Here is a 14,475-nt window from a genome sequence, read left to right as displayed (position 1 = left end):
TTAATATAAATTTATAAGTCTGGCAGTGAGTACTTGGAATTACTCAAAAATTTGTTGATCGCACTCATTCGTGCCGCCACTTTACCTACACCTTTAAAATACGAAGCGTCCGTATTATATAGGTTTTTGAAATCGCGAGCATACGAAAGAGCGCTGTCCGTTTTTCTTCCTATTTGTGCATTGTACGCCTTGTTATAGCTTGCAATCAGTGTCACGACATTTTGAGCCCGTCTTTTCTTAAGAGCTTCTTTCTGAGCCAACTCTTGCTTACGTTTGGCTTCGGCAGCAGCCTTCTCCTTTGCAATTCTGGCGTCATTTTCTTTTTTCCACGCTATATAAGCTTCATACTTCGCTTGCTGGTCGTATTTTGCTTGCAGTGCTTTACGTGCTGCTTCTTTTTTCTGTTGCTCCTGCTTCGCCAGATAAGCTTCATATTTAGCCTGCTTCTCGTATTTAGCCTGCAAGGCTTTACGTTCTTCCTCTTGTTTCTTCGTTTCCGCTTCCTTTTGTTTAGCCTCAGCAAGCTTTTTCTTTGCATCAGCTTCCTGCTTTGCCGCTTCTGCAGCCTTTTGCTTTTCGGCTTCTGCCTGTTTGAGCTTGGCGGCTTCCGCATCTTCTGCCGCTTTTGCTGCGGCTATACGAGCAGCCTCCTGCTGTTTAACCTCGGCCTGATCGGCAAGGATTTTAACTGTGGGTACACCCCCGGCAAGCAGTACAATGAGCACTGCCGAGGAGATCATGAATTTTCTGGAACGGTAGAATGGAATCACTGCCGGCTCAGTAGTCTCCGTGTTTGAGTTGATTTTGGCATCCAGTTCCTTGATTGCGGCCTCTACTTCCAGCTGCATCGCACTGTTATCCGGAATGAAGTGATACAGTGACCGATAAACCTCAAGGGCCGCTGCTGGTTTGTCTTCATCCTCCAGCGCTCTAGCTTGTAAAAACAGCCGGTTTACAACGGCCTCCTGGTCCGGAGATTGTTTTGAATTCGATGTATTTCCAGCTTTAGCATCTTGTTTCACACTCGTTGATGTTTCAGAGTCTTTTGGCGTGGCAACCACATCAGTTTCTGAAGATTCTGTTACATCCTCTTGCGGCGCTTCCAGAGCAGCCAGAAAGGCTTCAGCCTGCTGGGTGTCCACAGACGCAAGGGCAATGTACCATTCCCCAAACGTTGGACAACTGCTCAGATCATGACTTTCCCATGCCCGGATAAACAGATCTGATAATTTGGAGCCCCAGCGATTCTCAAGGGAACCGCGCATCGTGAAATAACGCTCGCTCGAAGTCTGCATCTCATGTTGATCAAAATAACTCTCTCCCCAAGCTTTCTCTACGATGGCGGGGTCGGACCAGCATAACATCTCGGCGATAATAACAGCTCCGGCAAATCGATCTGCATAAGAACTCCACAAGCCGCTGTGTACCGTTCGATGGGCTGCGTAACCAGGTGAACCAGCAAGCAATGCATCTGGTCGATCCATCTTGGAGCCGTACATCTGCTCCACATCAACCAGTTCAACTGCAGAAGTCAGGGCCGAGTTCTGCACTTCGGAAAAAAACGGAATCATTACATTCGGAGCAGACATATCACAATGTGCGAGTCCACGTTGCTCCATTGCAGAACCTGTACCTGCAAGTGCTCTAGCCAGCTGCAGACTTTCCTCCGCTGTCAGCTGCTTTTGATCACTGATCACATCGAACCAGGTCAGACCCTGTACCCAAGGCATCAGTACTGCATATAACAGATCGGGATGTTCTCCAATAAGCGCTCCGTTTCTTTCCGGAGTGAGCACTTCACGCTTGCATACCCGCAAGCCTGGCAGTTCACTATATGGCTCCATATGCTCGGACTGATAGACCATAGCCGGGATACGGAATTTTGGAAAAAATACTTTTAGTGCTTTGGCCCCATGAATGGTACCTGTCCGGGGAATCAATTGATAAACTATACCTTGCCTTCCCGCTTGGGCATAAGCAAGCCCCGGTGCAGCCGGATGCTGACCAATCGTATAGGCAATATCATTAATCACCACTTCATCGCCGGGATTCGGTTGAAAAGACATACTCATCCCTCTCTCTGTTTTTTGTGTCATAGTTGCGGCAAAAACCGGGTGTAATCCACCCGGTTTTTGCCTTAATCTTGCAATCTTTAACTTGATGCCCGCATATGACCAGGACGATGCATATAATCAAATCGTCTGGACCTATGTAAGAGCAGATTAACGGGATTGGTCTGCTGTGCGGAATTTAGTCGCGATTGCTGAAAGTTCTACACTAATGCTATTCAACGTTTGAACGAAGGATTGCATTTGTTTGCTAGCTTCCTGGAACTCTTGGAAGAAACGTTGCTTCGTCATACCTTCCCATTGTCCTTCCATGCTTGTGATGGATTGAGTCAATGAAGATACGATTTGTTGACTTTGTTCTCCACTTTGTTTGAATTGGTTTGAAACCTGATCCAGTTGTTCTGGGGTAACTAAAATACGTCCTGCCATTGTTAAATTCCTCCTTGATGTGTGCAATTAAATTTGTTTGTTCAAATTGTACTATACAAGGATCATTCGGACAAAAGCCGAAGGACCTAATCCTATTTACCCCATTTTTAGCATATGAAACTTCAACTAACAGACTATTTACAATTTATTTAACGTGCAGTTGTACTACATTTGGTAGGCCGCTATGAAACTACAGGTTCAGTTCCTCTTCTTTCTCGAAAAGAAGGGTCTCTGAATCTCCATGAAACAGGCTCAGGCTGTGTAGCCTGAACAAGGGTTGCCGGAGAACCATCAGGTGGAGCACTATCCTGTATCCGATACACAGCCGCCATAGCGGAAAGCGGGTCGGATACAACAGCTACATCAGCAGCATGCGCAGGCAGGATATCGCCACTGCGGCTACTCTGAAGAACATTCAGCATATTGACCGCATTGCCATAGGCCACATTGACATGACTCAGCACGGAACGATATTCCATGTCTGCTTGTTGGAATAACAATGCCTTGCGCCCGAGCTGTACACTTAAGTCCATCAAACGACGAAGGGCTTCCTCACCCAGCCGTTTACTACGATTCCATTCGCTCATCACCGCTGCACGGGACTCGATATCCCAATCCAGCGAATGTATCGCCTGATCCAACACTGTCATTTTTTGCTGTATTTGCTCCGCTGCATACTGAATCTGCCTGCTCAGTGCCCGAAGCACATCCGGTTCCACACGAATGCGCATTTACCATCACCTTTCCTCTTCCCCTGCAGGCTGTTTAAGCCAGTCCAGCAGCATTTCGTGAAACTGTTCTTTTGTTGTGAGCGCTGCAACGAGCCAGTCATCCGAAGCCGCCGTGCTCATTCGGAATAACCAGTTGGAGGCTGCACTCGCGGTAAATGCCGCCGATTGTGACTGCCAGCCCTCCTGTCCCCATACAAGCAATCTGAGCTCTCCGTCAGATTGCTTGCCTACCAGACAACGTGCTAATGCCAGTGAACCTTCAGGATCATTCGTTTCCTGTGAGAGCTCATCAGCCACGGTTTGTACTTCATACCCCTTCAATCCGTTCATGACATCATAAAACTTTTTCTTGGAACACATCAGTGCCGGTTTATCCACTGGAGAATGGCCGCTCCACCTCATCCGCTCAATCAGAACATCAATGGCTTCACGAACATTACCCAAGTCACTTAGACGGAACGAATCGGGGACATCCGTAGCGCGGGCTACTTCAACGACCCGTTCATCCGTGCAGTGTATATAACTTTCCTGCGACTTCCCGTCAATCGTATAACGGAGCCAGCACGCTCTGTCGGATAATCCGGCAATGGCTACTCTGGAAAAAACGGTTGGTGTCATGATCAGCTCATTGGTATCTTGATCCTGAATCAAGTAGCCTTTGTCTAGCAAAGAGGTTTTGACACGCTCCCATTCCATGGCAATATCTTCTGCCATATAACCTCGGAAAGGGTCTTCCACGCCGAGCAATCGATCTGAACCGAGAATACCAGCCAGGAAAAATAGTTCCTTAATCTGTAACGTGACTACCTTTTGCTTAGAATCATGAACCGTCAACATTATGAGCCACCTCCCCTCAAACTACAACATGCCATCGGTCACGAATTTCTGAAATCCAATTATTCATTTTCCAGCTGCTATCGCATGGAACTGCACCTTTAACCCTGGAATATTTACGTTTTATATAATAACCTTGACCCGGTGGCAGTACCTTCAGCCCACCTGCGGTACCCCCGGATTCCGAATAAGGTATACGGAAGAACGAGAGATCATTAGGGTCCAAAGTCCCGAACAGCAATCCGCTTTGGGATGCTTTTACATCACTTACCCAATCCGAACCGAACGTCGGAAAATCCGCCGGAACGCCTGAGAGAATCACATGAATGCCTCTGTCTCTGCCCTGACGAACAATAACACCGAGTTGATCTTTGATATTAAAATCGGTGAGCTGTTTGGACAAGGTCTCCGCATCATCCACGACAAGTACGATTTCGGGTCCTCCGCTAATCTCACCACGTTTTAGAACTTCATCGTACAACTCCTGAATGACGGGCGCAAGCAATTCTTCCCTCGATACGTGTCCACGGACATGGGGCAAACTGCTGATTTCACCTAATCCACCTGACCCATACCTCATATCTACCGTGTATATTTGCACATCCTCAGGTGAAGCATGGTAGGCCAGTGATAACATCCAGGTTTGCAAGAAAGTCGTTTTACCGCCTTCCATCGGACTGGTCACCATAAAGTGCGGCCCTTCACGCAGGTTAAGTTCAAACGGCTCCAAATCATCCGTTAGCAGACCTACAGGTACATTTACCGTTGAAGATCCCCCTACATTGCCGAAGGTACCTGTACGAACAAGCAAATCTTTAAGCTTGATTTCTTCCGGTAATGGCGCAATTTGTGGCGTTTCCTCACCCGTCCAGTCTTGACGAATCTCCGTAATTGCTCTGCGTAAAGCGGCAGATCGTTCACCCTCGTCCGCTCCTGAAGATGGAAGAGCAGCCTGGAACATCAGTGGTGGGACTTGTCCCTTTACAAGACCTCGGCCAGGAGGCAGCTGGCTTGGCGCCTTGGAAGGCCGACCTACAGCATAATAATAATCACTTGGATCAGAGAGCTCAAATGAAACAGCATTTTGAATATTACTTCTGAATTTTTCGAAAATATCAGTGACCCGATTCGCGGTCAGCACAAAGGTAATTCCTAAACTTCCGCCTTCTCGCAAAATGGTCTCGAGCGATTCATTCTCATCCGGGTAAGCATTACGGAAAGACATATATCCGTCAATAACCACAATAATCTGTGGAACTGTAGCATGAGCCGTACGACGATAAGCCGAAATCGTTTTAACCCCGGCCTCCGAGATCATATCTTTGCGCTGCGCCGAGATTTTCAGAATGTAACGGAACAAACGCTTGATCCGGTCTTCTTCCTCGGCCATCATCACGCCACCGATCTGCGGAAGCCCAGCGAAGTCTTTCATCATACGTCCCATATCAATAATGTATCCGTTCCACGGCTCTGTGCGCTCCGTACGGGCAAGAGACATCAATAACGTTTGAACAAAAGTCGTTTTGCCAAGTCCAGGCATGCCGTATACGACAAGGTGTCCTTGATCCACAGGCAATGCCAGCGGCAACTGACGCTGATTCGGAAGATCATCCAGCATACCCACCAAAGGTTTGAGACCACTCGCCCCATCATCAAGCAGAGATTCTCTTTTCTCCTTCTGCTTCCAGTCGTGAAGACCGTCCAGTTCGAGTATCTCTGGCAGCGGAGGCAACCAAGGTCCAGGCAAACGTTCTATGCCGGCTTCTGTAGCAGCCTTTGCCACATAATCAATGAACACTTGCAGCTGTTTCGGCACATCCTCTCCCTTGAGAACAGCTCTTCGCTCTCCTGTCAGCAGTGGTTCACGTTTGCCGTTCAGACGTACTTCCATTACAGGCAGTACCGTTGTTGAATCCTCCTGCTGATTATAAGGTGCGCCGCTCCAGGCAAATTGCATTTCTTCAAAGACTTCGTCACTGCCGACCTGAAAATAACCTCGGCCAGGCTTCGTAATCCATGCAGCATTCGGAATTTTTATCATATCTCTGCTGTCTCCCTCGCTCTGAACACGAAGACAGATACGGAAACGAGAGTTACTCCAAATTTTATCATCAACGACTCCCGCAGGTTTTTGGGTTGCGAGAATTAAGTGAACACCCAGTGTCCGGCCGATCGCCGCAATACTGATCAACTCATCCATAAATTCCGGCTGGTCACGTTTCAGTTGAGCAAACTCATCTATGATAATTACAAGATGCGGCAGTGGTTGTTCGTGTCTTGAACGCAAAATTTTGTAGTACTCATCAATATGTTGCAGATTGCCCGCATCATTTAAAATCTTCTGTCTTCTCACCAGTTCAGCGCGAAGAGAAACATTGGCACGTTCAATGAGATTACCATCCAGATTCGTAATGGTACCTACAACATGCGGTAGATCGACAAAGGTATTAGACATACCTCCGCCCTTATAGTCGATCAGCATGAAAGCAAGATCATGTGGATGGAACTCGGCTGCCAGTGAAGCAACAATAGACTGAATAACCTCACTCTTACCTGAGCCTGTTGTACCCGCAATCAAACCATGGGGACCATGCCCTTGCCGCTCGATTTTATCGTGCAGATTAATAGCTATTTTTTTACCACCAGCTCTTACCCCCATAGGTACAGGCAGTGTGTCCGGATATCTGGTTTGCCCCCAGCGGGAGACAACATCCAGATCCTCCACACGTGAAGTGCTGAGCATATCGAATAGTGGCAACACTTGCGGGATCTCCGAAGCGGAGGAACGCTTCAGACGAATCGGTGACATATAACGGGATAACGCCTCTGCCATCTCCTTGGAGATCACATCCGGTTTATATATCTGCGAGACGACATCCGCATCTTCCGTCTTTTTGATGTACACTCCTTTGCCTTTGGAAGCCTCCATAATTAACTGACAGTGCATAGGCAGGGATTGTTTGCGGTTCGCCAGCACAATCGTGCATACATCAATCTCTTGCGCAGCCTCCAGCAGTAGTGGAAGTAGAGGTTCTTCTTCGATCAGTTGCGTATCCGACAGAATGATAACATAACAAGGAGTTTGCACCGCTTTTTTGTAGCGATCTTCCTTGTTATTACGACGGCGGTTCAACACGGAAAACAAGCTGTCCGCCAATTGATGCGCACTGCTGTGCCTGTCGGCCATATATCGCTGTCCTTGATCCTCATCCCAAATATGAGGCAACCAGCGGAGCCATTCCCACTCCTTGGTATCCTTTTCTTCATAAAATGCAGCAAGTTTCAGTTCATCCGGTGAGTGCCTCACCGTAAGCTGTGAGACGATAACACGTAGCGAAGCCATCACTTCTTCCCGGTCCCCGACCAGACCCATGACCTTGGATTCGAATAGAGGCAGGGTTATCGTGGCATCGGGCACGGTCTGAAATTCCGCAGCGAGCCCATGTGCGGCCTCAATCAACTCATCCTTTTCATATCCGTCGATACGCGGTACCTGAAGTTTGATGCGAAACGGAATCTCTCCTGTACCGATACGTACCTGTAAAAAATCGTCATCTTCCGGGGAACGCTCCCAAAGCGAGCTGTTTCGGTTCTTGACAATTTGCAGGCAGACGGATGGATCACCATGGATTTCATGCAGGCTCTTCACTTGCTCCGCCTGTGCTTCCTTCAATTCTTCACGATGTTTATCCAGCTGTGCAAGATACATCGCTTTACGTTCCTCGATCTTTTTGCGATATGATTTTTTATTGCTGAGATATACAAAGAACGGAATGGTGTACGATGTAAGCATCATCATAACCGTCATCATCTGGAACATCATATAATTGCTGTTATTCATTTTGCCAGTCATATTAATGTACACGTAGAAACCGATGCTGACCATCGTCATCATCACGGGAACCACGATTGAAATCATGGAAAATGTAGGTTTGTTCGGTTCTGCAGGCGGCCTGAGAATTTCGAGGCTTTCTTCCTTCAAAACCGGTGTCATTCTCGGAGAACGCTGATATAACACATTCACGAAGAAAAGACCTCCTTTTAGTCGTTCAATTAATGAATGATACGCCACAGAGCGTCATTCGTTGCTCTCCTGCTGAAATAATGAGCGTCTTCCGTAGATGGGTGCCTCTTCAGAAGTCGTTGAAAAAGCCCGCTGTACACGCACACAGCTTCCCTGACGTAGCCCCGTCTCCATTAGCTGCTGGGCATTCTGGGGGGTAAACCACAGTCCCTCAGGAAATTTAGCTTCCAAAATATACTGAATGCCATCCCCCGGCGCCTGTCCGAATATTCGTACACCGAGCAACGTCTTCAGGTGTTCAATGGTGCATTCATCCGGAACCTCAATGTCGAACCATTCGCCTTCCTCCCGGCCGGAATACACGGTTAGAATCATGTGAAGCCCTCCCAAGGTCTCATATGTAAATTGTCCTAATGTCAGATTAAATCAAAAAAATGCGAGTGAAACGGTATTCCATCCTATTTTCTTATATAAAACCCTTGTTTGCAACGTATTCGCTGTAATTTTGTTACATATGACCCACGTTTATATTAAAATATCGTCCATTTGACTCAGAACTTTTGTGTCATTGTTTGGTAAAAAAATTGCAACGATGCGAAACTATCGCTGTGATTTCCATTTAATAGAAAAAGAAAGAAGAGATTCGGGACTTTTATTCCTTCGTCCACAATTGAATTGTGAACACTTTTCAAACTTTATCCACCTTTATGTTTTCATAAGCTGATTTTAAGGTAATTTTAAGCATTGGTATTTAATATTACCTGTATGAAATAACTCTCGTGAGGTGATTTCAAGTGAGAACTCTAATAACTTTTCAAGACAAATCAATCCCTGTATATTTTAATCAAGAAAACAAACAACCTGTGCAAAAAACATTAAGATTGCTTAGCAGTGCTCTTGAGCATAAGATCAGTAATGGTAAACGCGCTTTGCAAAAATGTCTGCACTCTTTGATTAGTATTGAAATTGTTGGCGGCGAAGCTATTCTTCACAGCCGCAGCGAAAATGACTCTCTTGCTCTATCGTTATATTGAAGAAGAGTCCAGTAACCTTCGTTTATGCGTTACCATGAAAAAGGAAGCTTCCCTATAAAGGACAAGCTTCCTTTTTGACGTGGTTTTGGGCATATCCGCACCCTCTTATTTCAGCTTTTCCAACACGTAAGCCGCATCATGTTCTTCTGCAAACTCAGCTTTTCGTATTCGAATGACAAACAGTCTAACCAAATTTTCTCGTGTATGTTCTTCCTGACAGGTATTTATTTTCCTTAAAATAAAGCGGTCAATGGACATAAGTTCCAAGCCCCTTTGCCATGATTTTTACGGAGTACTTCGTCCCGTGTATCCATAAATAACCAGATCAGAAGTTGCCCAAACAGCTTTTTCATTCGATTGAGAGTGTTATTTGCATCCGTTGTAAAATGATGCAAAAGCCCGTCCCAATATCGCTCAGACGGGCTTCATGCACCTCCTGTCGCTTCATCGCGAACCGACTCGGATAAACCACGGACTGCCCTTCTCTATTCATGCATATTCGACTTAGTTCACGCCCGGATACTCCCGAAATTGATGCTGTAGACTGATCCAGCGTGTACGTGTGAATTTATCAATCGCCCAGTCTCCGCCAAAACGACCTATGCCGGACGATTTCTCTCCGCCAAACATGACATGGGCTTCATCATTCACCGATTGATCGTTGACATGTACCATACCCGATTCAATCTGCCCTGCCACCCGGTACCCCCGCTCCAGATTGGCCGTAAATACAGAGCCACTCAGACCATAAGGAGTATCATTAGCCAGCTCAATAGCATCCTGCTCATCTTTAGCTTTCATAATGATAGCTACTGGTCCGAATAGTTCCTGCTGTACAATCTCCTGTTCGCGTTGGACATCTGCAAGCACGGTTGGCATAAGCACACTTTCCTGATGTGTTCCGCCAAGCACTAATTGTGCACCTTCCTCTTTAGCCTGCTGTACGAGCTCTAGAAGCCGTTCCACTTCTTTCTTTCGGATTAGGGGACCTACCAGTGTTTTCTCATCAGCCGGATCACCGGCATGTATGTTTTTCGTTTTGTTAACAAAGGATTGAACAAACCGATCGTAAATATCTTCGTGTACGATAATACGGTTTAGCGCCATGCAAATCTGACCCTGATGCAGGAACTTTCCGAATACAGCAGCCTGAGCCGCATGCTCAACATCCGCATCATCCAGAACGATCATCGCATTGTTGCCGCCGAGTTCCAGTGCAGTTTCTTTGAGATGCTCACCGGCGAGTTTACCAATGCCTTTACCCACTTCTGTAGAACCCGTAAATGAAATGACTTTAGGAATGGGATGTGTGACAAAATAATCCCCAATCTCGCTGCCACTTCCGGCGACTACATTTAATACCCCCTCTGGCAGACCCGCTTGTTCAAACAGATCCGCAATCAGCCATCCTGCTGTAATCGGTGTATCCGAAGCGGGTTTAATCACCACACCGTTGCCGAGTGCGATTGCGGGTGCGACGGAACGCAAACATAGATGTAGCGGAAAATTCCATGGTCCAATAACGCCGATAACCCCTTTGGGCTCACGGACTACCCGATTTTCTTTGCCCGGCGTATTGGACGGAAGCAGTTCGCCTTTCATTCGAAAAGGAAATGAAGCCGATTCATCCACAATACGTTTCGCTGCGGCAAATTCTGCTTCAGCTTTGATGCGTGTGCTACCGGATTCCGTAATGAGTAGCTGTATAATCTCATCTTTTCGTTCTTCCATTAAAGATGAGACTTTACGAAGCACCCCTTCCTTAACGGAAGGCAACGTTGCTTTCCATTCCACCGAACTCTTTTGCGCAGACGTATAAGCCTGATCTATATCCTCTGGACTGGAAGAACGCCAGGTCGCGATCACTTCACCCGTATACGGATTCATGTTTTCAATCGTTTTCTCGCCTGAGCCTTCCACCCATTTACCTGAAATGAACTGTTTAGTCCATGTCGCCGATTTATGTTGGTTATCTACTAAAGTCATTACACAAGCCTCCGATCTTCAGATTAGAATGTACATTAAAAAAACGATGTCTCATTCATTAACCTTGTTCGAAGTTAGGCAAACGGAGTTAGATCAGGCCAGCCATACGCGACTTCCTCCAGATCTTCATCCCCGATACGAATCGACTGTGTATGAACAGGTATACCACCCATTTTTTCATAAAAACGACACGCCGGGTTTTGCTCCAAAGCCCAAATCACCATATTATCAATCTTGCATGTCTGGAGGTGCTGAACCACCTGCTTCACAAGTTGTCTGCCTATTCCAGAATTTTGATGAGACTGGAGCAGATAAATGGCGTACAACTCGCCATCATAGGGTAGTTGACCTTCGCGTTCCTTACCTCCACAGGCAAAACCGACAATTTCCCCCTCTTCATCCTCGGCGACGATCAAAATCTGATCATTTTCGCTAGCGTGTAACTGCTGCTCCCACTGAGCTAATCGTGATTCTGTAGTCAAAAGATGCAAAACGTGATCTGGCACAATTCCGCGGTATGTCGTTTTCCAGCTCTCTGTATGTACGTATGCGATCCCCCTCGCATCCCCTTCACATGCTAACCTTATATGCATAGCTTCGCCCCCTTTTCAAAAAAGAATATCCGGCCTATGGCCGGATCGTAACTCGGGTTCCCACGGATACCTTTGAGGACAAATCCAGCACGTCTGAATTGTACATCCGAATGCAGCCATGTGATACGGACTTGCCAATCGACGATGGTTCGTTGGTTCCATGAATACCATAATGGGGTTTGGACAAGCCCATCCAGAGCACACCGAAAGGCCCTCCAGGATTCTCTTGTTTGTTGACAATGGTGAACTCTCCGCTTGGAGTGCTGGTCAGCATTTTACCTGTGGCTACCGGATAACCTTTCACAACTTGATCTCCATCTAGCAGATATAACATATGGTCGGACAAGTCCACGATGATTCTGTAATTCGGCATCACGACATCCCTCCTGCCTTATCCTATGCAAGACAAATACGGATGCCCCGCCTCATATCAGTCCTGTTCCCAATCTTTGGCCCGATGGGCATGCTTGGCTTTGCGTGTTTTTATCGGTTTGCTTGAAGCTGTCCTTTTGCGCGAAGCCACCTCCTCCTTACGCCGCTGATACTGCATTTCTTTCTGCATCTTGAGGAAGTTATTCAGCCTCTTCTCATCCAGCTCACCGTTTGCAATGGCCTCATTAACTGCACAGCCCTCTTCCTTCGTATGACTGCAATCCATAAATCTGCACGCGCCAGACAGCTCTTCAATCTCTCCAAATGCCTGTGAAAGACCTTCTTCTCCTTCGTCCCAGAGATGAAGTTCACGCATGCCCGGCGTATCGATCAAGACAGCTCCCTGTGGTAATACAAACATCTCCCGATGTGTCGTTGTATGTCTGCCACGGCTGTCCCCTTCACGCACGGATTGTGTAATCTGAACATCCTTGCCCATCATCCAGTTGACCAGTGTGGACTTACCACTTCCGGAGGAACCTGTGAGCGCTACAGTTGCACCTGGTTTCAGATAGGTTTCCAGCATTTCCTTCCCTTGTCCTTCGATTGCCGAAATTGCCAGTACCTCCACGCCTGGTGCAATCCCCTCCACTTCACGGATTCGTCCCTGCACATCATCACACAGATCACTTTTACTCAGGACAATAACCGGTCTTACTCCCCCGTTCCAAGCCATTAACACATATCTTTCAAGTCTTCTGAGGTTAAAATCATGATTAAGCGCCGCAACGATCAGAAGGGCGTCTACGTTCGCTGCAATCAATTGTTCTTTCGTTACCGGGCCAGCGGCTTGCCTGGATACACGACTCTGACGTGACAATACATGATGAATAATCACTTCCTCGCCCTGTTCTCCTGCCACAGCTACCCAATCGCCAACAGCAGGTGCAAGCCCAGTCTCCAAGCTGTCATGACGGAGTTTTCCTGACACTTTGCCCCAACATTCTCCATCCGCTGTGATCAGACGCTGCATATGTCCATGATCTGCAATAATCCGGGCAGGCCGTCTGGATTCCAAGCCCAACTGTTCCTCAGACCATCGTTTCTCCCATACCGCAGACCAGCCATAATTCTCGATGCCCTTATTTTCCATACGTTGATTTAAAATAAAAATTCCTCCCAGATTGTTTATGATTCAGTTGAAGTGTGTTTAAATTCATTTTTTTCACGACACCATCCTGCATCTCCGATTACAGATCCAAACAAAAAAACCACGAGGTTGTTCACACCCGCGGCAATCCATAGTTATACGAATATGAGGTTGCCTCCACAGCATGTTGAATAACGGTCATCCTGTACTCCGTCCGTTATCCCAGCCCTGGAACTCCCCATATCAGCACACAAAAAAGCCACGGGTACGTCACCCGTGACTTTGTATGAAGGTCTTATCATCGCTCGCCAAAGTTGGATACTTCTATCCAGCTATAGCAAAATCGATGTACCTTGATCCGTTCCGGAGACGCTGTTCCTATTCAACTCCACGTATACTGCCGTTAGATTTGTCATGAACATCGCCTCCCTTGTAGAATATGCCATCATGTTACACAGTCTGTTGTGCATTTGTCAAGCCCATTGTTCTTTGTAGCTATTCTCTCTTTATTTCACTTGATCCCATCTCGTCCACATTTCTCGAGGGTTTAGTTCATACACTCCGTCTTCGCGGTACATGAACTGATGCATGATAAACTCCCGGCGAAGGGTTGCAAAATCCTCATGATATTCCTGAATAAACGAGTTGATTTCTTTCTCGCTGTACTTGCGTCCAGACTCTAATTGTTCCACCAGATATTCAAGCACAACCAGCTTTTTCTTGTACTGCGCAGGAATTTGGCGAAGCCGGCCATCCTTGGAAAAAAAGTTCCTCATGATAGACGCTTTCAGTGTTTCGTTCACATCTGTCATATCAGACTGCTCCTTTCTTTTGAAAATAAAATCAACTGAAGCCTGGGCATGTTCGCGAATGAACGAAGGGTTCAGGGTAAAATAAACCGTATTTTTCTCCCGTCGCTCTTGAATAAGCGCAGCTTCTCTCAGCTTGGCAGCATGATGAGTCACCGTCGGCTGAGACAAGTTAAGGCGCTCCGCCAGCGCTTGACCATGCAGTTCTCCTTCGGAAAGCAGCAAAAGCATCCGAAGGCGGGTAGGATCAGCCAAGGCTTTGTGATAGGCCACAATTTTCTCAAGCTGCATCAACATACACCTCACATTCAATTAGATGAATATCTAATTTGATACTAGTCTTTATTCATCTGGAAGTCAATTCAATTTATTTTTTGATTTTTCATCACATTGTGTTGCCTCGCAGAACTGGCATTGAAGTGTTATTTACGGTAGGATTATATT

12 protein-coding genes are annotated in these 14,475 nt (G+C 46.8%); 1 reads left to right on the top strand and 11 read right to left on the bottom strand.

The window, feature by feature from the left end; all coding sequences use genetic code 11:
- Window positions 1-11: 11 nt before the first annotated feature.
- From ACT89M_RS11770 to ACT89M_RS11745, 6 genes are all read right to left on the bottom strand, one after another.
- Window positions 12-2,066, bottom strand: a complete 2,055-nt coding sequence (locus ACT89M_RS11770) for a protein kinase family protein (RefSeq protein ID WP_308721987.1) — start codon at window positions 2,064-2,066, stop codon at window positions 12-14.
- 156 nt (window positions 2,067-2,222) lie between these two features.
- A complete protein-coding gene (locus ACT89M_RS11765) occupies window positions 2,223-2,498 on the bottom strand; it encodes a WXG100 family type VII secretion target (protein WP_090921054.1) in 276 nt (91 codons plus the stop codon).
- A 182-nt stretch (window positions 2,499-2,680) separates the two neighbouring features.
- Window positions 2,681-3,229 (bottom strand): WXG100 family type VII secretion target, encoded by a 549-nt coding sequence (locus tag ACT89M_RS11760; protein WP_221791096.1) that lies wholly within the window; start codon window positions 3,227-3,229, stop codon window positions 2,681-2,683.
- Between the two features lie 6 nt (window positions 3,230-3,235).
- Entirely contained in the window at window positions 3,236-4,066 is an 831-nt protein-coding gene (locus ACT89M_RS11755) for a hypothetical protein (RefSeq protein ID WP_090921057.1), read from the bottom strand.
- Window positions 4,067-4,082: 16 nt separating this feature from the next.
- Window positions 4,083-8,087 carry a type VII secretion protein EssC gene (essC, locus tag ACT89M_RS11750; RefSeq protein ID WP_308721988.1) on the bottom strand — a complete coding sequence of 1,335 codons (4,005 nt, stop codon included), beginning with the start codon at window positions 8,085-8,087 and terminating at the stop codon, window positions 4,083-4,085.
- A gap of 54 nt (window positions 8,088-8,141) precedes the next feature.
- Entirely contained in the window at window positions 8,142-8,462 is a 321-nt protein-coding gene (locus ACT89M_RS11745) for a hypothetical protein (protein ID WP_090921061.1), read from the bottom strand.
- 419 nt (window positions 8,463-8,881) lie between these two features.
- On the opposite strand from ACT89M_RS11745, the gene ACT89M_RS11740 reads away from it, so the two are divergent.
- The gene (locus ACT89M_RS11740) at window positions 8,882-9,121 is read left to right on the top strand and encodes a hypothetical protein (protein WP_090921063.1); all 240 of its coding nucleotides are present in this window, start codon (window positions 8,882-8,884) and stop codon (window positions 9,119-9,121) included.
- 504 nt (window positions 9,122-9,625) lie between these two features.
- On the opposite strand, the gene ACT89M_RS11735 is transcribed toward ACT89M_RS11740, so the two are convergent.
- From ACT89M_RS11735 to ACT89M_RS11715, 5 genes are all read right to left on the bottom strand, one after another.
- Entirely contained in the window at window positions 9,626-11,107 is a 1,482-nt protein-coding gene (locus ACT89M_RS11735) for an aldehyde dehydrogenase family protein (RefSeq protein ID WP_487345234.1), read from the bottom strand.
- 74 nt (window positions 11,108-11,181) lie between these two features.
- The gene (locus tag ACT89M_RS11730) at window positions 11,182-11,700 is read right to left on the bottom strand and encodes an N-acetyltransferase family protein (RefSeq protein WP_487345233.1); all 519 of its coding nucleotides are present in this window, start codon (window positions 11,698-11,700) and stop codon (window positions 11,182-11,184) included.
- A gap of 34 nt (window positions 11,701-11,734) precedes the next feature.
- Window positions 11,735-12,073: a L,D-transpeptidase gene (locus ACT89M_RS11725; RefSeq protein ID WP_090921069.1), complete on the bottom strand. Its 339-nt coding sequence runs from the start codon at window positions 12,071-12,073 to the stop codon at window positions 11,735-11,737.
- A gap of 57 nt (window positions 12,074-12,130) precedes the next feature.
- Complete coding sequence (gene rsgA, locus ACT89M_RS11720) at window positions 12,131-13,225, bottom strand: ribosome small subunit-dependent GTPase A (RefSeq protein WP_487345232.1); 1,095 nt, start codon at window positions 13,223-13,225, stop codon at window positions 12,131-12,133.
- A gap of 503 nt (window positions 13,226-13,728) precedes the next feature.
- On the bottom strand, window positions 13,729-14,322 hold the full coding sequence (locus tag ACT89M_RS11715; RefSeq protein WP_154958921.1) for a DUF2087 domain-containing protein: 594 nt from the start codon (window positions 14,320-14,322) through the stop codon (window positions 13,729-13,731).
- Between the last annotated feature and the right edge of the window lie 153 nt (window positions 14,323-14,475).

The organism is Paenibacillus sp. NN59 (assembly GCF_057597225.1).
Note: the sequence above shows the minus strand (reverse complement) of the source record. Positions and strands in the feature narration are given on the sequence as shown.

Excerpts from the sequence above, each read along its gene's own strand:
- ACT89M_RS11765 (WP_090921054.1), bottom strand. The coding sequence starts at position 2,498 with ATGGCAGGACGTATTTTAGTTACCCCAGAACAACTGGATCAGGTTTCA.
- ACT89M_RS11770 (WP_308721987.1), bottom strand. The coding sequence starts at position 2,066 with ATGTCTTTTCAACCGAATCCCGGCGATGAAGTGGTGATTAATGATATT.
- ACT89M_RS11715 (WP_154958921.1), bottom strand. The coding sequence starts at position 14,322 with ATGCAGCTTGAGAAAATTGTGGCCTATCACAAAGCCTTGGCTGATCCT.
- ACT89M_RS11735 (WP_487345234.1), bottom strand. The coding sequence starts at position 11,107 with ATGACTTTAGTAGATAACCAACATAAATCGGCGACATGGACTAAACAG.
- ACT89M_RS11725 (WP_090921069.1), bottom strand. The coding sequence starts at position 12,073 with ATGCCGAATTACAGAATCATCGTGGACTTGTCCGACCATATGTTATAT.
- rsgA (WP_487345232.1), bottom strand. The coding sequence starts at position 13,225 with ATGGAAAATAAGGGCATCGAGAATTATGGCTGGTCTGCGGTATGGGAG.
- ACT89M_RS11755 (WP_090921057.1), bottom strand. The coding sequence starts at position 4,066 with ATGTTGACGGTTCATGATTCTAAGCAAAAGGTAGTCACGTTACAGATT.
- ACT89M_RS11730 (WP_487345233.1), bottom strand. The coding sequence starts at position 11,700 with ATGCATATAAGGTTAGCATGTGAAGGGGATGCGAGGGGGATCGCATAC.
- ACT89M_RS11745 (WP_090921061.1), bottom strand. The coding sequence starts at position 8,462 with ATGATTCTAACCGTGTATTCCGGCCGGGAGGAAGGCGAATGGTTCGAC.
- ACT89M_RS11760 (WP_221791096.1), bottom strand. The coding sequence starts at position 3,229 with ATGCGCATTCGTGTGGAACCGGATGTGCTTCGGGCACTGAGCAGGCAG.